Source organism: Streptomyces sp. MNU89, assembly GCF_020982505.1.
GTDB classification, from domain to species: domain Bacteria; phylum Actinomycetota; class Actinomycetes; order Streptomycetales; family Streptomycetaceae; genus Streptomyces; species Streptomyces xinghaiensis.
Genome location: NZ_JAJKLL010000001.1, coordinates 5,821,806 through 5,838,374, shown reverse-complemented (window position 1 = coordinate 5,838,374; position 16,569 = coordinate 5,821,806). Strand labels below are relative to the sequence as shown.

Below are 16,569 nucleotides of genomic sequence, written 5' to 3'. Positions count from 1 at the left end.
GGCACGGCCGGGCCGGTACGGCTCCATGTCGGCGGGCCGGTGCACCGGCCCGCCGCCCGCTCAGCGGACCGGGTGGCCGGCCTCGCGCAGGGCGCGCTTGACCTCGCCGATGCGGAGGTCGCCGAAGTGGAAGACCGAGGCGGCCAGGACCGCGTCCGCGCCGGCGGTGACCGCCGGGGCGAAGTCGGACAGCTTGCCCGCGCCGCCGGAGGCGATCACCGGGATGGTGACCTCGGCCCGCACCGCCTTGATCATCTCGGTGTCGTAGCCGTCCTTGGTGCCGTCGGCGTCCATCGAGTTGAGCAGGATCTCCCCGGCGCCCAACCCGGCCGCGCGGTGGGCCCATTCGACGGCGTCGATGCCCGTGCCGCGCCGCCCGCCGTGGGTGGTGACCTCGTAGCCGGAGGGCGTGGTGGTGCCCTCCGGGCAGCGGCGGGCGTCGACGGAGAGGACCAGAACCTGGCTGCCGAAGCGCTCGGAGATCTCGCGGATCAGTTCGGGGCGGGCGATGGCCGCGGTGTTGACGCCGACCTTGTCCGCCCCGGCGCGCAGCAGCTTGTCGACGTCCTCCGTGGAGCGGACGCCGCCGCCGACGGTGAGCGGGATGAAGACCTGCTCGGCGGTGCGCCGCACCACGTCGTAGGTGGTCTCGCGGTCGCCGGAGGAGGCGGTGATGTCGAGGAAGGTCAGCTCGTCGGCGCCCTCGGCGTCGTACAGCTTGGCCATCTCGACCGGGTCGCCCGCGTCGCGCAGGTTCTGGAAGTTGACGCCCTTCACGACCCGGCCGCCGTCCACGTCCAGGCAGGGGATGACTCGGACCGCCAGGGTCATGTCGCTCGGTCTCCTCTTCGTTGTCGGTCTGTGTGCGGAAGGTCTACGCCGGGGTCTGCGCGGACGTCTGCGCGGTGCCGGCGGGCGCGGAGCGGTCGTCGCCGCGGAACGCCTCCAGCTCCACCTCGACCAGCACCCGGGAGTCGACGAAGCCGGAGACCACGACCAGGGTCGCGGCCGGGCGCACGGCGCCGAAGATCTCCTGGTGGGCGCGGCCGACGGCCTCCACGTCGCGGGCGTGGGTCAGGTACATGCGGGTGCGGATCACGGCCCCGGCGCCGAGGCCGAACCGCGCGAGCGCGTCCAGCGCGTTGCGGAAGGCCGTCCGCGCCTGCTCGTAGGGGTCGCCCTCGCCCATCAGATCGCCCCCGACGAGCGGCATGGTGCCGGAGACCAGCACCCGGTCCCCCGCCGCGACGGCCCGCGCGAAACCGATCGACTCCTCCCAGGGGCTGTCGGTCTGCACGCGCTGTATGGACGGGACGGCGTCGGACGGTCCGGTTCCGGGCATCGGCATCGGTTCCTGCTCCTCGAAGCTGGGGGCGGGGGCGGCTGGGCGGACGGGACGGGACAGCCGCGGCGGTTCGGTACGCACCGCGGCCGTCACACAGCTCAGGACACCGCGGCGAGCGCTACCTCCAGGGTGAACGCCTTGGCGTAGAGGGCCTTGCCGACGATGGCGCCCTCGACGCCCTCCGGCACCAGGGCCGCGATCGCCCGCAGGTCGTCCAGGGAGGAGACCCCGCCGGAGGCCACGACGGGCTTGTCGGTGGCGGCGCAGACGTTCCGCAGCAGCTCCAGGTTGGGGCCCTGGAGGGTGCCGTCCTTGGCGATGTCGGTGACCACGTAGCGGGCGCAGCCCTCGGAGTCGAGCCGGGCCAGGGTCTCGTAGAGGTCGCCGCCGTCACGGGTCCAGCCGCGGCCGCGGAGGGTGGTGCCGCGGACGTCGAGGCCGACGGCGATCCGGTCTCCGTGCTCGGCGATGACCCGGGCGACCCACTCGGGGGTCTCCAGGGCGGCGGTGCCGAGGTTGACGCGGGTGCAGCCGGTGGCGAGGGCGGCGGCCAGGGTGGCGTCGTCGCGGATGCCGCCGGACAGCTCGACCTTGATGTCCATGGAGCCGGCGACCTCGGCGATCTTCTCGCGGTTGTCGCCGGTGCCGAAGGCCGCGTCGAGGTCCACCAGGTGCAGCCACTCGGCGCCCGCCTTCTGCCAGGCGAGGGCGGCGGAGAGCGGGTCGCCGTAGGACGTCTCGGAGCCGGACTCGCCGTGGACGAGGCGGACGGCCCGGCCGTCACGGACGTCGACGGCCGGGAGGAGTTCGAGGCGGTGCGTGGTCATGGCGTGGCGTGCCTTCGGTGTCGGGGCGGGCGGTGGACGGGTGGGCGGTGGGGGCCGGTCCCGCGCGGCGGGCGGTGGGAGGTGGACGGAGCGGCCGGCCCGGGCGGGCCGGCGGCGGCCCCGGCCGCCGCCGCGCGGTGCCGTCAGAGGGTGTCAGAGGGTGTCGACCCAGTTGCGCAGCAGCTGGGCGCCGGCGTCGCCGGACTTCTCCGGGTGGAACTGGGTGGCCCACAGCGGGCCGTTCTCCACGGCGGCCACGAACGGCTCTCCGTGCGTGGTCCAGCTGACCTTCGGCGGGCGGATGGAGGCGTTGCCGGCCTCGAAGTCCCACTGGCCGACCGCGTAGGAGTGGACGAAGTAGAAGCGGGTGTCCTCGTCCAGCCCGGCGAAGGCCTGCGAACCCTCGGCCGCCTTCACGGTGTTCCAGCCCATGTGCGGCACGACGGGGGCGCGCAGCGGGCCGACGGTGCCCGGCCACTCGTCCAGCCCCTCGGTCTCGACGCCGTGCTCGATGCCGCGGGCGAAGAGGATCTGCATCCCGACGCAGATGCCCAGGACGGGGCGCCCGCCGGCCAGCCGCCGGCCGACGACCCAGTCGCCGCGTGCCTCCCTGAGCCCCTGCATGCAGGCGGCGAAGGCGCCGACGCCGGGGACGAGCAGCCCGTCGGCGTTCATGGCGCGGTCGTAGTCGCGGGTGATCTCCACGTCGGCGCCGGCCCGGGCGAGGGCGCGCTCCGCGGAGCGGACGTTGCCGAAGCCGTAGTCGAAGACGACGACCTTCTTGCCGGTGCCGGCGCTTCCGCCGGCGCCCGTGCCCGCCACCTCAGCGGTTCCGGTCATTCCCATACTCCCTCCAGCCGCATGATGCCCGCCGCCAGGCACATCGCCGAACTGATCGCCAGCAGCACGATGACGCCCCTGGGCAGCCCCTGCTTGGCGAAGGAGATCACCCCGCCGAGCAGGAAGAGCCCCACGACGATCAGGACGGTGGACAGCCCCGTCACAGCGCGCCCTTGGTGGACGGCAGGATGCCGGCGGCGCGCGGGTCGCGCTCGCTGGCGTAGCGCAGCGCGCGGGCGAGGGCCTTGAACTGGCATTCGACGATGTGGTGGGCGTTGCGCCCGTAGGGCACGTGGACGTGCAGGGCGATCTGCGCCTGGGCCACGAAGGACTCCAGGATGTGCCGGGTCATCGTGGTGTCGTACTCGCCGATCATCGGCGCCATCTTCTCGGGCTCGGTGTGCACGAGGTAGGGGCGGCCGGAGAGGTCGACGGTGACCTGGGCGAGCGACTCGTCCAGGGGGACGGTGCAGTTGCCGAAGCGGTAGATGCCGACCTTGTCGCCGAGGGCCTTCCTGAAGGCGGCGCCGAGCGCCAGCGCGGTGTCCTCGATGGTGTGGTGGCTGTCGATGTGCAGATCGCCCTCGGTCTTCACCGTGAGGTCGAAGAGGCCGTGCCGGCCGAGCTGGTCGAGCATGTGGTCGTAGAAGCCGACGCCGGTCGAGACATCGACCTTGCCGGTGCCGTCCAGGTCGATCTCGACGAGGACGCTGGTCTCCTTGGTGGTGCGCTCCACGCGGCCCACGCGGGTCATCGGTTCGTCTCCTTGGTGGGGTTCCCGGTGCTCGGGGGGTCCGGCCGGGGGTCCGGTGCGTTCCCCGGGCGGCCCAGGACGGCGCGTACCGCGTCGAGGAAGGTGTCGTTCTCGGCCGGGGTGCCGGCGGTGACGCGCAGCCATCCGGGCACGCCGTTGTCGCGGACCAGGACGCCCTGCTCCAGCAGGGCCCGCCAGGTCTTGTGGGCGTCCTCGAAGCGGCCGAACTGGACGAAGTTGGCGTCGGAGTCGGTCACCTCGCAGCCGAGCGCGCGCAACTCCGTGACCAGGCGGTCCCGTTCCGACTTCAGCTGCTCCACGTAACCGAGCAGGGTGTCGGTGTGTTCCAGCGCCGCGAGCGCGGTGGCCTGGGTGACGGCCGAGAGGTGGTAGGGCAGCCGCACGAGCTGGACGGCGCCGACGACGGCCGGGTCGGCGGCGAGATAGCCGAGCCGGAGCCCGGCCGCGCCGAAGGCCTTGGACATGGTGCGGCTGATCACCAGCAGCGGCCGGCCCTCGATGAGCGGCAGCAGCGAGGGGCGGTGGCTGAACTCGCCGTACGCCTCGTCGACGACGACCAGCGAGGGCTTGGCCTCCTGCGCCGCCTCGTACAGGGCGAGGACGGTCTCCGCCTCGACGGCGGTGCCGGTGGGGTTGTTCGGGGAGGTGATGAAGACGACGTCGGGGCGGTGCTCGGCGATGGCCGCGCGGGCGCCCTCCACGTCCACGCGGAAGTCGGCGTGGCGGGGGCCGGAGATCCAGCCGGTGCCGGTGCCGCGCGCGATGAGGGCGTGCATCGAGTAGGAGGGTTCGAAGCCGATGGCGGTGCGCCCCGGGCCGCCGAAGGCCTGCAGCAGCTGCTGCAGGACCTCGTTGGAGCCGTTGGCCGCCCACACCTGGCCGGTGGTGACCTCGTGCCCGCAGGTGCGGGTGAGGTACTTCGCCAGTTCGGTGCGGAGCTCGACGGCGTCCCGGTCCGGGTAGCGGTTGAGGGTGCGGGCCGCCTCGGTGACGCGCTCGGCGATCCGCAGCACGATCGGCTCGGGCAGCGGGTACGGGTTCTCGTTGGTGTTCAGCCGGACGGGGACGTCGAGCTGCGGGGCGCCGTAGGCGGACTGGCCGCGCAGTTCCTCCCGGATGGGCAGGGCGTCCCAGGGGGCCGGGGTGTTCGCGCTCACGTGCTCCCGGACCCTCCGTCCGCCCGTCCGTCCGTCCGCGCCCCGGGGAAACGGGCCGTGATCGCGGCCCCGTGCGCCGGCAGGTCCTCGGCCTCGGCGAGGGTGACCACGTGCTGGGCGACGTCCGCGAGCGCCTCGCGGCTGTAGTCCACGACGTGGATACCGCGCAGGAAGGACTGCACCGAGAGCCCCGAGGAGTGGCAGGCGCAGCCGCCGGTGGGCAGGACGTGGTTGGAGCCGGCGCTGTAGTCGCCGAGCGAGACCGGGGCGTACGGGCCGACGAAGATCGCGCCGGCGTTGCGGACCCGGGCGGCGAGGGCCGCCGCGTCGGCCGTCTGGATCTCCAGGTGCTCGGCGGCGTAGGCGTCGACCACGCGCAGGCCCTCGTCCATGCCGTCGACGAGCACGATGGCGGACTGCCGGCCGGCCAGCGCCGCGGTGACCCGCTCCACGTGCTTCGTCGCCGCGACCTGGGTCTTCAGCTCGGCCTCGACGGCCGCGGCCAGCTCCGGGGAGTCGGTGACGAGGACGGAGGCGGCGAGGGTGTCGTGCTCGGCCTGGCTGATCAGGTCGGCGGCGACGTGCACGGGGTCGGCCCCGGCGTCGGCGAGGACGGCGATCTCGGTCGGCCCGGCCTCGGCGTCGATGCCGATCCGGCCCTTCAGCAGCCGCTTGGCCGCGGCGACGTAGATGTTGCCGGGGCCGGTGACGAGGTTCACCGGCAGGCACTCGTCGGTGCCGTACGCGAACATGGCGATGGCCTGGGCGCCGCCCGCGGCGTGCACCTCCGTCACACCCAGCAGGGCGCAGGCGGCGAGGATCGTCGGGTGCGGCAGACCGCCGAAGGCCGCCTGCGGCGGGGAGCTGACGGCGATGCCCTCGACGCCGGCCTCCTGCGCGGGCACCACATTCATCACCACGGATGACGGGTAGACGGCGAGGCCGCCCGGGACGTACAGGCCGACGCGCTCCACGGGCACCCAGCGCTCGGTGACGGTGCCGCCCGGCACGACCTGCGTGGTGTGGTCGGTGCGGCGCTGGTCGCGGTGGACGAGCCGGGCGCGGCGGATCGACTCCTCGAGCGCGGCGCGGACGGCCGGGTCCAGCTCCTCCAGGGCCCGGGCGAGGGCCTCGGCGGGGACGCGGGTCCGGTCGAGCGTGACACCGTCGAACCGCCGGTTGAGGTCGAGCACCGCCGCCGAGCCACGATGGCGCACGTCGTCGCAGAGGGGCCGCACCTTCTCCAGGGCGGCCTCGACGTCGAACTCGGCTCGTGGCAGCAGGTCGCGCAGGGCGGCCCCCCCGGGGAGGGCGTCGCCGCGCAGATCGATTCGGGAGATCACGCGGTCAAGTGTCTCAGACCCGGCACACGGACCGGGCACCCGTATCAATCGCTGATACGGGACCCCGCAGTCACTCGTGACCATCGGCTTTCATACGGTTACCCAGCGGGCATGGGACACCTGTACGGGCCGGGACGGCCGTGCACAACGGAGGAGGACGCGCGAGTGACCGTGCCAGGGGACGGCGAGCCGCCGGCATCTCTTGAACTGACCCCCGCGGAATGGGGGATGTGGCAGGCGTTCCGCAACGGCAGCACGCACGATCTGCGCAGCCGCAACCCGCTCCACGACGATCCGGACGGGCAGCACCGCTGGGGCCCCGACCGCACGGTGCGCGCCCGCGTCCTGGCGCTGTTACTCCTCGACGGCCCGGCGCCGCAGCCGGGCCGGGTCACCGCGCTCAAGCTGAACGGTGCCTACGTCACGGGCACCCTGGACCTGGCCGGCGGCACCGTCGATCCGTATGTGGAGATGCACGGCTGCCGTTTCGAGCGGGAGATCCTGCTGCCGGAGGCCCGTTTCACCACGCTGCGGCTGGTGGGCTGCCGGATACCGCGGCTGGAGGGCGCGCGGCTGCAGACGGAGGGCGATCTGCATCTGCCGCGCTGCACCGTGCCCCACGGCATCCGCCTCACCGACGCCCAGATCGGCACCGATCTGCTGCTCAACCAGCTCACCGTGGAGCGCGACCGCCGGGGCCGCTCGATCGTCGCCGACGGGATCTCCGTCGGCCAGGACCTCCAGGCCGAGCTGATCGAGTCGCACGGCGAGCTGAGCCTGCGCGGCGCGCAGATCGGGGTCTCGCTCAGCCTGCGCGGCAGCAAGCTGCGCAATCCGCACGGGCGGCGGGCGCTCAACGCGCCCCAGCTCACCGTGGAACGCACGCTCTATCTGACCGCCGCCGGGCTCAGCGGCTCGCCGTTCGCCACCGGCACCACACCGCCGTACGGGGTCGTCAACACGCCGGGGAGCGGTATGCGCGTCCAGCGCTTCGAATGCGAGGGCGGGGTCCGGCTGGACGACGGGCGCTTCGGGGACGCCGTCGACTTCGAACAGGCCCGCTTCGTCATGGAGGCCGACCAGGAGCTGTCCATGCGGCGCATCCAGACGCCGGAGCTGCGTTTCCTGTGCGAGCGCCCGCACCGCGGCCGGGTGACGCTGTCGGGTGCCAAGGTGGTCAATCTGGTGGACCAGGCGTCGAGCTGGCCCGGGCCGGGCGGCCTGTCGATGGCCGGGTTCGGCTACGAGTGCCTGATCCCGCGCGGCCGGTTCCCGCTGGCGATGCGGCTGGAGTGGGTCGCGGCCGCCACCCCCGAGTACGCCCCCGAACCGTACGAGCAGTTGTCGAACGCGCTGCGGGCGAGCGGTGAGGACGCCCACGCCCGCGAGGTGCTGCTCGCCAAGCAGCGGCGGCGCCGCGAGACCCTGCCGGTGGCCGGGAAGCTGTGGGGCTTCCTGCAGGACTGGACGGTGGCCTACGGGTACCGGCCGGGCCGCGCGGCGGTGTGGATGGCCTTCCTGTGGGCGGCCGGCGCGCTGCTGTTCTCCCGGATCGAGCCGCCGGCCATCAGCGACGAGGGCGCCCCGCACTGGGACCCCTGGATCTACGCCCTCGACCTGCTGCTGCCGGTCATCAACCTGGGCCAGGACACGTCCTGGCGGATGACGGGCTTCCACCAGTGGGCGTCGGTGGTCATGATCCTGCTCGGCTGGGTCCTCGCCACGACCGTCGCGGCCGGGGCCTCGCGCCTCCTGCGGCGCAACTGACCGGCCGCCGGGAACGGCGGCCCGCCCCCGGGTGCGCCCGCCCCGTCACCGGGCGGCGAACTCTTGTTTTTTTACCGCTTGTTGACTGTCCCCCAGGCAACCGAAAATCCGATACCGAAGCGTCACCGGAAACTGCTGGAACGGCTACGACCTGCGCTTTTCAATGGAGCCATGGTCTATTTCCGCGCGCTGGCGACCACTGCGCGCATGGTCCGCCATACCTCCCGTCTCGCCGCCGACCTCGTTCCCGACCACGACGTGGTACTCGACGCGCCCGACGAACGGCTCTCCGGCGTGCTCACCGCCGCCGGGGCGGGCGACCACCGCCCCGCCGCCGCCCTGCTCGCCGCCACCCGGAACGACGCCCAGTGGGAGTACCGCGACCGCTGCACCGACGTCCTGGCGCGCTTCGCGCAGTCCCGTCCCCACTGGTTCGGCCGCTGGCAGGCCGAGGCCGCCCCCGGCGACCCCGACCTCGCCCTGCTCCGCGCCGCACTCGCCGTGCGCCGCGCCCGGCCGCGCGCGGACCGCGAGGAGTGGCTGCGCGCCGCGGCCCCGCTCGTCCGCGCCGCCGCCGGGGCCGCGCCGCAGGACCCGGTGCCCTGGCGGATCGCCCTGGACCGGGCGCGCGGACTCGGCCTCCCGCACTCCGAGTTCGCCGGCATCTGGTCCGAGGCGGTCGCCCGCTCCCCGCACCACAGCGGCTGCCATGTGGCGGCCCTGCGCTATCTGACCGCCCGCTGCCGCTCCTCGGCCCCGGAGGACGGCGGACCGCCGCACGGCGCGGACGGTACGGGGCGAGCGGGCGCCGCCGGCGCGGAGGAGACGGAACCCGAGGAGGGCGACGTCCTCCTCGGCGCCCGCCGCCACGACGCGTGCTTCTACTTCGCCGAGCGGGCCGCCGAGGCCGCGCTCCCCGGCTCCCTGCTGCAGGCCCTCCCGGCCCGTGCCCTGCTCGGCCACGCGGGCCCGGCGGCCGGGTCCCCGGCCGGGGGCACCGCCCGGTCCCGTCTCGCCCGCACGGAGTTCGGGGACCTGGCGGACATCGCCTCCCCGGGCCGGATCGACGCCGCCGTCGAACTCGCCGTCGGCATGTCCGCCCGGTACGCGCCCGGCGACCCGTGGCCCGCCGAGGTCCGCAACGTCCTCGCCCTGCTGCTGATCCTCCGCGGCCGCTGGGAGGACGCCCTGGACCAGTTCCGGCTCATCGGCCCGCACGCCACGGCCTTCCCGTGGACGGCCGTCTCCGACGACCCGCTGGGCCAGTTCCTGGAGATGCGCGACGGCACCCGGCTCCAGGTGGCCGCCGGCATGCCCCTGTGGCGGCGCGGCGACCGGGCGGTGGAGACCGGCCAGTAGGCTTGGCCGTCGTGACCATCGCGCGCCTTCCGCTCTTCCCGCTGAACACGGTGCTCTTCCCGGGCCTCGTGCTGCCGCTCAACGTCTTCGAGCAGCGGTACCGCGCCCTCATGCGCGACCTGCTGAAGCTGGACGAGGACGCCCCGCGGCGCTTCGTCGTCGTCGCCATCCGCGACGGTCACGAGACGGCCCCCTCCGTCCCGGGCCTGCCGGACGCCACCGCGCTGCCCGAGCGCGGCCCCGGCGCGGGCTTCGGCGGCGACCCGCTGGCCGCCTTCCACTCCGTGGGCTGTGTGGCCGACGCGGCCACGATCCGCGAGAAGGAGGACGGCGGCTACGAGGTGCTGGCCACCGGGACGACCCGGGTCCGGCTGCACTCGGTCGACGCCTCCGGCCCGTATCTGACCGGCGAGTGCGAGGAACTCCCGGAAGTGCAGGGGGAGGGCGCGGGCGCGCTGGCCTCCGGGGTGGTCCGGGCGTTCCGTACGTACCAGAAGCGGCTGGCCGGGGCGAGCGAGCGGTCGCTGGCGGGCGAGCAGGAGCTGCCCGGGGAGCCGTCGGTGCTGTCGTACCTGGTCGCCGCGGCGGCGGTGCTCGACACCCCGGCGAAGCAGCGGCTGCTGGAGGCGCCGGACACCGTGTCCCGGCTCGCGGCCGAGCTGAAACTCCTTCGCGCGGAGAGCGCGGTGATCCGTAGCATCCCCTCGCTGCCCGCGGTCGACCTGACCCGGCAGCCGATGAGCCAGAACTAGACGGGCCCCGGCGGACCGGCCGGCGGAACGGGCGGAGGCACGGAGACGTGGCGAAGAAGAAGCAGCGACGGGGCGGAGCGGCGGCCGGTGCCGGGGGCACACCCGCCACCGTCGCCCTCACCGAGGCCGGCACGGTCTTCACGGTGCACTCCTACGAGCACGACCCGGCCGCGGCCTCGTACGGCGCGGAGGCGGCCGAGGCGATGGGGGTGGAGCCGGCCCGGGTCTTCAAGACGCTGCTCGCCGAGGTGGACGGGGCGCTGACGGTCGCCGTGGTCCCGGTGTCCGGCTCACTGGACCTCAAGGCCCTGGCCGCGGCGGCGGGGGGAAAGCGGGCGGCGATGGCCGACCCGGCGGCGGCGGAGCGGGCCACCGGCTACGTCCGCGGCGGCATCTCCCCGCTGGGCCAGCGGCGCCGGCTGCCCACCGTGCTCGACGCCTCGGCCGCGGAGCACGCCACGATCTGCGTCTCGGCGGGCCGCCGCGGCCTGGAGGTGGAACTGGCCCCGGCGGACCTCGCCGGACTCACGGGCGCCGTCCTGGCCCCGATCGCCCGGTCCTGAAGCCGGGCGCCGCGGAGGCCCGGCGCCGGTCCCCTCCGGACCCTCCCCCGCTCAGAGCGGCGGCAGCACCGGTTCCGGGTCGCGCGGCCCGAACAACCCGGTCAGCGCGAGATGGACCAGCATGGCGGCGGTCGGCCACGCCAGCAGCGCGCCCTTCGCCCGCAGTTGCAGCGGCCCGTCGAAGGTGACGCCCTTGCCCACCTCGCGGGCGTGCGCGACGACGTCCGTGGTCGGCCCGAGGGCGACGCCGAGCCGCCAGGCGATCACCGAACCGAGCAGCCCGCCGACCGCCAGGGCGGCCACCAGCGGCACGCCGCCGCGCCGGAAGAGCAGGAAGACCAGCAGCGCCCAGACCGCGCCGAGGGCCAGGCCCAGCAGGACGAAGGTGCCGTCCGCGCCGACCGCGTGCTCGCCCTCGGTGTTCTCCAGATAGACGGCCTTGCCGTCGGAGACCAGCGGCACGCGCGGCGCCAGCCACAGCCAGGCCAGTCCCAGCAGCAGTCCGGTGACGGTGACGGCGAGCCCCACGAGAACGGCCCGGCGCAGCTCGCCGGGCTCCAGACCCGCGGACGGCGGGGCGCCGAAGGAGGGCTGCGGCACGGGGTCATCGGGGGAACGGCCGTGGGGCGGCGGTGTCAGCGGTGCGGTCACCCCGCCATCGTGCCAGGTGCCGTGCCGTCCTCCCTCCGCAGGAGGGCCGTCGGGGCGGCTCACCGCAGCGCCGCCCTCCGGTAGGCCCAGGTCGCCGCGGCCAGCGAGACCACGCCCACCGCGGCGCAGACGGCGAGATCGAGTCCCAGGGCGGCCCAGTCGGGGCGGGTCTCGAAGGCCCGGGCGAGCGCCTCCACACCGTAGGTGGAGGGCAGCAGATCGCGCGCCCAGGCGACCGGTTCCGGCAGCCGCGACGGCGGCAGGACGCCCAGCAGCAGCGCCGCGGACATGCCCAGCTGCCCCAGGAGCGTGGCGATCTCCTGCCGGGGCGCCAGCAGCCCGAGCGCGGCCCCCAGGCCGGCCAGGGCGGCACCGGCCAGCGGGATCACCGCGCCGAGGACCCAGAGCTGGCCCATCGGGAGCTGGAACATCACACTGCCGGCCACGGCGACGAAGACCGTCCCGGGCACCGTGAACGAGGCGTACGCCCCGGCGGCGCCCAGCACCACGGCCGCGGGCGGCACCGGCAGCGTCGCGTAGTGGTCCAGCCCGCCGCCGGCCCGCAGCCGCCCGAAGTACTGGGCGAGCAGATTGAGCCCGACGAAGGCCACGACCAGCACGCTCGACCCGGCCACCACGGCCCGCGCCTCCTCGCCGCTGTGGACGATGCCGCGCATCAGCACCATGATCCCCAGCGACTGGAAGGTCGCCACGAACAGCAGGGGGATCCGGGCCACCCGGGCGCGCGAGAGCTGCGCCCGGTAGACGGCGGCCAGCGCGGGCAGCAGCCGCGCGCGGGGCGCGAGCGGCGCGGGCTCCACGCCGGGGGCGGCCGGTCCGGCCGGTCCGGCCGCTACGGGGGCCGCGCCGGGCACCGCCCGCGCGGACACGGCGCTCACGTCCTGCCGCTCCCGTCCGCCGTGGCCCTGCGTGTACCGCCGGTCACCCCTTCACCAGCCCTTCCGTGCCGTTTCCGCCGAGCGCGAGATAGACATCCTCCAGGCTGGGGGTGGCCAGCGTGAAATCGTCGAGTGCCGCGAACGCCGGACCGCCGGTGACGGCGGCGACCAGCGCCCGGGCCCGGTCCTGCGGCAGCCGCAGCGTCCAGTGCCGCCCGGTTTCCGTCGCGGCCTTCCGTACGGCGGCGACCTCGGGAACGTTCAGCGGCGGCCGGTCCCGCCACACCAGCTCCAGCCGCACCTCGCCGTCCACCAGCGCCTTGAGCCCGGCCGGGGTGTCGCAGGCGATGACCCGGCCGCGCTCCAGCACCGCCACCCGGTGGAGCACCGTCTCGGCCTCCAGGACGTTGTGCGTCACCAGCAGGACGGTCGCCCCCCGCTCGGCGCGGCGCCGGTCCACGGCCGCCCAGACGGCGCGCCGGGCCACCGGGTCCATGCCGGTGGTGGGCTCGTCGAGGACGAGCAGCGGACGGTCGCCGACGAGCGCGGCGGCGAAGCAGGCGAGCCGCCGCTGGCCGCCGGAGAGCCGGCTCAGCGGCTTGCCGGCGAGGGCGGCGAGGCCGAGCTCGTCGAGGACGGCGTCCCGCTCGGCGCGGGCCGTGCGCCGGTCCAGGCCGCGCAGCCGCCCGGTGGTCTCGGCGGCCAGGGCGACCGTCAGCTCGTCGAGCGCCGTGGACTCCTGGCCGAGGTAGCCGATGAGCCGGGCGGCGCGCTCGGGATGGCGTACGAGGTCGTGGCCGAGCACCCGGACCTCGCCCGCGTCGGGGCGCATGAGCCCGGTGAGCTGGCGGACGAGGGTGGACTTGCCGGCGCCGTTGGGTCCCAGCAGGCCGAAGATCTCACCGCGCCGCACCGTCAGGTCGATGCCGTCGCTGGCCCGGACGGCCGGGTGGGCCGGGGTGCCGCGGCGGGCGCGGGCGGCCGGATAGGTCTTGACCAGGCCGCGCACCGAGCAGACCGGCGCGGCGGCCGCCGCCGCGCCGCCGGCGCCGTGTGCCGCCTGTGCTGTGCCCGTGCTCACGGTCAACTACCCTACAGGCCGTCTCTCAGGGGTCGGAGGAGTCTCTACTTGGCGAAAGTTTCCAGGCCAGAACCGGGTTTTCCCCGAGAGGGCGCACAGTCCGTGAGACGTGCGTCAGAGCCCGTGACGACGGAAGCCCCGGCCGGGGCTTTCGTCGTCACGGGCGTCAGGTATCGCGGCCCCGCAGTCTCTCTTCACGGGTCTTGATCACCCGCAGCCGATCCGGCTGCCGTGAGGTCCACCGGTCCGGCCCATGCTCCGGCCGCAGCACCCATGTGGCACCGCCGCGCACGTCCGCCACGATCCCGCGCCGGTCGGCGTCCTCGTCGTGGATCAGGTCACCCACCCACGCGCGCAACGTCTCTTCGCCGGTCATCCGTGTCCCTTCCCGTGCAATTCCGCCCACACCTGTTTCCCCCACGGCAGCGGCTCGGTGCCCCAGTCCTCGGCCAACGCCGACACGAGCGCGAGGCCGCGCCCGCCTTCGTCCTCGGGGCCGGATGCCTTGTGCACCGGTGGCGCCTTCGAGAAGTCCACGACGCCGATACGCACACGCGCCGTCTCGGGCCTCTCGACAACTACCCGGATCGAGTCACGCCGGGCGTGCTGCACGGCGTTGGCCACCAGTTCGGAGACGATCGTGGCGCCGTCCTCGGCCAAGTCGTCCAGGCGCCACGCGGCGCACGCTGCACGGACCAGGCGCCGGGCGGGCGCGGCGCTCTCGGGTTGGCGGGGCAGGGTCTCGCTGTACCCGGGGTGCCCGGTCCTGCGAGCCCGCGTTGTAGGTTGCGGCATGTCGGTCTGCTCTCTCAGATCGGCCAAGCCCCGGGGCCGGTCGCACGGCCGCCGGGGCGCTGTCCGCTCATGTAAGCGACATACCTGGAGCACTGACAGGGGCGCAACGTCCCACTCTCACCACACTATTCGCAGACCCCCAGGAACTCCGCCAACGGCCGCAGACCCGGCGGGTGATTGGGGAGCGCCCACAGGTCGCGCACGATGGCCACGGCCAAGGTGTGGTGTCGCATCCATGTCGGCGCCACACGGCGCAGGGACTCCAGGGTCTTCACCGCTCCGGCCGCATCCCCGGTGTCCGTGTGGGCGCGGGCCACGTCCAGCAGCAGCCACGTGCGCCATGACGGAGGCGTGTCCTTGCTGAGCCGCATCCCCTTTGCCAGAGCCAGGGCGTCCTGCGGGTGCCCGTACTGCACTGCGAGCCGGACGCGTTCAATGCGGACCGATGAGGGGCTGAACACGCTGACCATGCGGTTGTCTCCGCCGTCGGCCAGCTTCGAGACTCGGGCGGCTTCCTTCTCGGCCGTCTCCATCATTGCGGCTGCGCGCTCGTAGTCGCCGCTCCGCGCGGCCGATGTGGCGGCGCTCATGGTCAGCGCGCCCCACACCTTCAGGCCGTCGGCTGTATCGGTATGGCCCGCGTTCGCCATGTCGTCGGCGGCCCGGAGGGCGATAGCCAGCGCGTCTTCCAGACGGCCTTGCCGCTGGTACGTCCACGCCGTGGAGTTGACAATCATCGGCAGTAGCAGCGGATCGGAGGACTGCCCGGCTGCGTCTATGGCGCGCTCAAGGCTGATCAGAGCGAGGTCCGTCTTTCCCATTCGCACGGCTACGTGCCCGGCGAGCTGAAGTGCCTTTCCCAGGGCCGCGAATCCGGCCCTGCGCTCGTCGTCTCTGCCCGAAGCGGTGGCGGAGCGCGCATCCGAGGTCAAGTCCGGCAGCGCCTTCATCACCGTGTCGAACTCGGCAGAGTGGTACTGCGTCCAACCGTCCGCGATCTGCTCACGCAGGCTGTCCATGGAGAAGTCGGGCTCCGGTGGCTCGGGCTCCGGTCCCCAGAGCGCGGGCATGATGGCACGGCGCACCGCCACGAAGCGGGGACCGTCATTCTCCCCTGTGGAGGACACTGCAGGCGGGTCCCCGAGAAGAGTAGTCAGCTCCACGCCAAGACCGTTCGCCAGGGCGTGCAGCGTGGGCAAACGCGCCGAATGCTTCCGTCCCTGTTCGAGCTGACGGATCACGTCAACGGATACGCCGGAGCGCTCGGCCAGCGCTTCTTGTGTGAGGGAGGCCAGACGGCGCAAGCGGCGCAGAGTCTTCCCCAGGTCTTCCTTTGCCACGCTGCCACGGTACGCCCGCCGTGCTCAGGCCAGGGTGCCGATGACGCCACCGTTCGCCCGCTAGGCAGGGCCGTCCGCGTATAGCCCTCGGAGATGGCGGCTCAACCGGTCCTGAAGCGCATCGAGCGCCGCCCGTGCCACTGCCGCGTTCCGGTGCGGCTCCAGCCACTCCAGCACGCTGGCCGCTAGTTCACGGTCTTCGAGTCGGGCGATGTGGGCACGGAGATGCAGCGCGGCTTCCGTTGCCGCTGCCCGGAACTGCTCGCTCATCCTGGCTCCGGGCGGCAGTTGGTTCGCGGCCATGCTGCCTTCAAGCGCGTGCTGTATCTCCATGATCGCTTCCCGCTGGAGAGTCGCTCGCTCTGCGGCCAGACGAATCTTCGCCTCTTCCTGCGTGAGCAGCCGGTCACGCCGGAGGGTGCGTGCGTCGGACAGCTTCTGCCCGAGCAGCGTGCCGAGACTTCCCAGGACAACACCGACCAGGGGCGCGATCGATTTCCACCATTCCATCGGAGGATGGTAACCAGGGCGCAGCGTTGGACTGTGGATCGGTGGTAGCAGGCCAGCTGACCGTTTGCACGCAGGAAGCCGCAGCTCACACGGGCCAGGGTGTCCAGGCAACGGGTAATTCCGGCCGCCCTCAGTGGCCATGCCCCACAGGAGACCAGCCATCACGTCCGAGACCTGGGCCCGCTGCGCGGCCGTCAGCTCCAGGGCGTCCAGCGCCCGGTTCATCGCATCGAACATGATCTTCGTCTGGACCGCGGCCAGCGTCGCCAGATGCTCTTCCACGCCTGTGCGGGCCGCGAGGTCGCACATCTTCAGCGGCCAGTCCCGCTCCTCCCCGTACAGCTGCATCTGCTCCAGCAGCCACGCCACATGCCCGGCGGCCTGCCGGATCAGCCGAGAGACGACGACCGCTGGGCCTTCCTGCCGACCGTCCACGTCACCTTCGGTGCGCAAGAACTCGGCCGTGGCCTCCCGGCGCCGTGCGGCGGCCCGCACCTGCGGCGCCGCACCACCGTGCATCCGGCACACGGTCGCGCCGGTGACGGCCATGCCCAGCACCGGCCGC

The 16,569-nt window shown here is 73.7% G+C and carries 19 protein-coding genes; 4 read left to right on the top strand and 15 right to left on the bottom strand.

The window, feature by feature from the left end; all coding sequences use genetic code 11:
* Positions 1-60 precede the first annotated feature (60 nt).
* The 8 genes from hisF to hisD all read right to left on the bottom strand — a co-directional run bounded on the left by hisF (position 61) and on the right by hisD (position 6,287).
* Entirely contained in the window at positions 61-831 is a 771-nt protein-coding gene (gene hisF / locus E4N63_RS24940; RefSeq protein WP_125623935.1) for an imidazole glycerol phosphate synthase subunit HisF, read from the bottom strand.
* A 43-nt stretch (positions 832-874) separates the two neighbouring features.
* Positions 875-1,348 carry a RidA family protein gene (locus E4N63_RS24935; RefSeq protein WP_228429743.1) on the bottom strand — a complete coding sequence of 158 codons (474 nt, stop codon included), beginning with the start codon at positions 1,346-1,348 and terminating at the stop codon, positions 875-877.
* Positions 1,349-1,443: 95 nt separating this feature from the next.
* Entirely contained in the window at positions 1,444-2,172 is a 729-nt protein-coding gene (gene priA, locus E4N63_RS24930; RefSeq protein ID WP_125623936.1) for a bifunctional 1-(5-phosphoribosyl)-5-((5-phosphoribosylamino)methylideneamino)imidazole-4-carboxamide isomerase/phosphoribosylanthranilate isomerase PriA, read from the bottom strand.
* 153 nt (positions 2,173-2,325) lie between these two features.
* Entirely contained in the window at positions 2,326-3,012 is a 687-nt protein-coding gene (gene hisH, locus E4N63_RS24925; RefSeq protein WP_125626003.1) for an imidazole glycerol phosphate synthase subunit HisH, read from the bottom strand.
* The gene (locus E4N63_RS24920; RefSeq protein WP_185831340.1) at positions 3,009-3,176 is read right to left on the bottom strand and encodes a hypothetical protein; all 168 of its coding nucleotides are present in this window, start codon (positions 3,174-3,176) and stop codon (positions 3,009-3,011) included. The genes hisH and E4N63_RS24920 overlap by 4 nt, the downstream gene beginning before the upstream one ends.
* Positions 3,173-3,766 carry an imidazoleglycerol-phosphate dehydratase HisB gene (hisB, locus tag E4N63_RS24915; protein WP_030542950.1) on the bottom strand — a complete coding sequence of 198 codons (594 nt, stop codon included), beginning with the start codon at positions 3,764-3,766 and terminating at the stop codon, positions 3,173-3,175. Before hisB ends, E4N63_RS24920 begins: the two co-directional genes overlap by 4 nt.
* Positions 3,763-4,944 (bottom strand): histidinol-phosphate transaminase, encoded by a 1,182-nt coding sequence (locus tag E4N63_RS24910; protein WP_125626002.1) that lies wholly within the window; start codon positions 4,942-4,944, stop codon positions 3,763-3,765. Before E4N63_RS24910 ends, hisB begins: the two co-directional genes overlap by 4 nt.
* Positions 4,941-6,287: a histidinol dehydrogenase gene (hisD, locus tag E4N63_RS24905; RefSeq protein ID WP_125626001.1), complete on the bottom strand. Its 1,347-nt coding sequence runs from the start codon at positions 6,285-6,287 to the stop codon at positions 4,941-4,943. Before hisD ends, E4N63_RS24910 begins: the two co-directional genes overlap by 4 nt.
* Before the next feature lie 165 nt (positions 6,288-6,452).
* Here hisD and E4N63_RS24900 point away from each other — a divergent pair, with 165 nt between their 5' ends.
* From E4N63_RS24900 to ybaK, 4 genes are all read left to right on the top strand, one after another.
* Entirely contained in the window at positions 6,453-8,054 is a 1,602-nt protein-coding gene (locus tag E4N63_RS24900) for an oxidoreductase (protein WP_125626000.1), read from the top strand.
* Between the two features lie 171 nt (positions 8,055-8,225).
* Positions 8,226-9,413 carry a hypothetical protein gene (locus E4N63_RS24895; RefSeq protein WP_125625999.1) on the top strand — a complete coding sequence of 396 codons (1,188 nt, stop codon included), beginning with the start codon at positions 8,226-8,228 and terminating at the stop codon, positions 9,411-9,413.
* 11 nt (positions 9,414-9,424) lie between these two features.
* Positions 9,425-10,165 carry an LON peptidase substrate-binding domain-containing protein gene (locus E4N63_RS24890; protein ID WP_230241732.1) on the top strand — a complete coding sequence of 247 codons (741 nt, stop codon included), beginning with the start codon at positions 9,425-9,427 and terminating at the stop codon, positions 10,163-10,165.
* Between the two features lie 47 nt (positions 10,166-10,212).
* Positions 10,213-10,728 (top strand): Cys-tRNA(Pro) deacylase, encoded by a 516-nt coding sequence (gene ybaK, locus E4N63_RS24885; RefSeq protein ID WP_125625997.1) that lies wholly within the window; start codon positions 10,213-10,215, stop codon positions 10,726-10,728.
* A 51-nt stretch (positions 10,729-10,779) separates the two neighbouring features.
* On the opposite strand, the gene E4N63_RS24880 is transcribed toward ybaK, so the two are convergent.
* From E4N63_RS24880 to E4N63_RS24850, 7 genes are all read right to left on the bottom strand, one after another.
* Entirely contained in the window at positions 10,780-11,379 is a 600-nt protein-coding gene (locus tag E4N63_RS24880) for an ABC transporter permease (protein WP_125625996.1), read from the bottom strand.
* A 59-nt stretch (positions 11,380-11,438) separates the two neighbouring features.
* Complete coding sequence (locus E4N63_RS24875; RefSeq protein ID WP_125625995.1) at positions 11,439-12,278, bottom strand: ABC transporter permease; 840 nt, start codon at positions 12,276-12,278, stop codon at positions 11,439-11,441.
* A 43-nt stretch (positions 12,279-12,321) separates the two neighbouring features.
* Complete coding sequence (locus tag E4N63_RS24870; RefSeq protein ID WP_125625994.1) at positions 12,322-13,359, bottom strand: ABC transporter ATP-binding protein; 1,038 nt, start codon at positions 13,357-13,359, stop codon at positions 12,322-12,324.
* Between the two features lie 166 nt (positions 13,360-13,525).
* A complete protein-coding gene (locus E4N63_RS24865; RefSeq protein WP_230241731.1) occupies positions 13,526-13,735 on the bottom strand; it encodes a hypothetical protein in 210 nt (69 codons plus the stop codon).
* The gene (locus E4N63_RS24860; protein WP_230241730.1) at positions 13,732-14,154 is read right to left on the bottom strand and encodes an ATP-binding protein; all 423 of its coding nucleotides are present in this window, start codon (positions 14,152-14,154) and stop codon (positions 13,732-13,734) included. The genes E4N63_RS24865 and E4N63_RS24860 overlap by 4 nt, the downstream gene beginning before the upstream one ends.
* A gap of 125 nt (positions 14,155-14,279) precedes the next feature.
* Positions 14,280-15,494 (bottom strand): helix-turn-helix domain-containing protein, encoded by a 1,215-nt coding sequence (locus tag E4N63_RS24855; protein ID WP_230241729.1) that lies wholly within the window; start codon positions 15,492-15,494, stop codon positions 14,280-14,282.
* Positions 15,495-15,554: 60 nt separating this feature from the next.
* Entirely contained in the window at positions 15,555-16,553 is a 999-nt protein-coding gene (locus E4N63_RS24850) for a hypothetical protein (protein ID WP_230242732.1), read from the bottom strand.
* Positions 16,554-16,569: the final 16 nt, after the last annotated feature.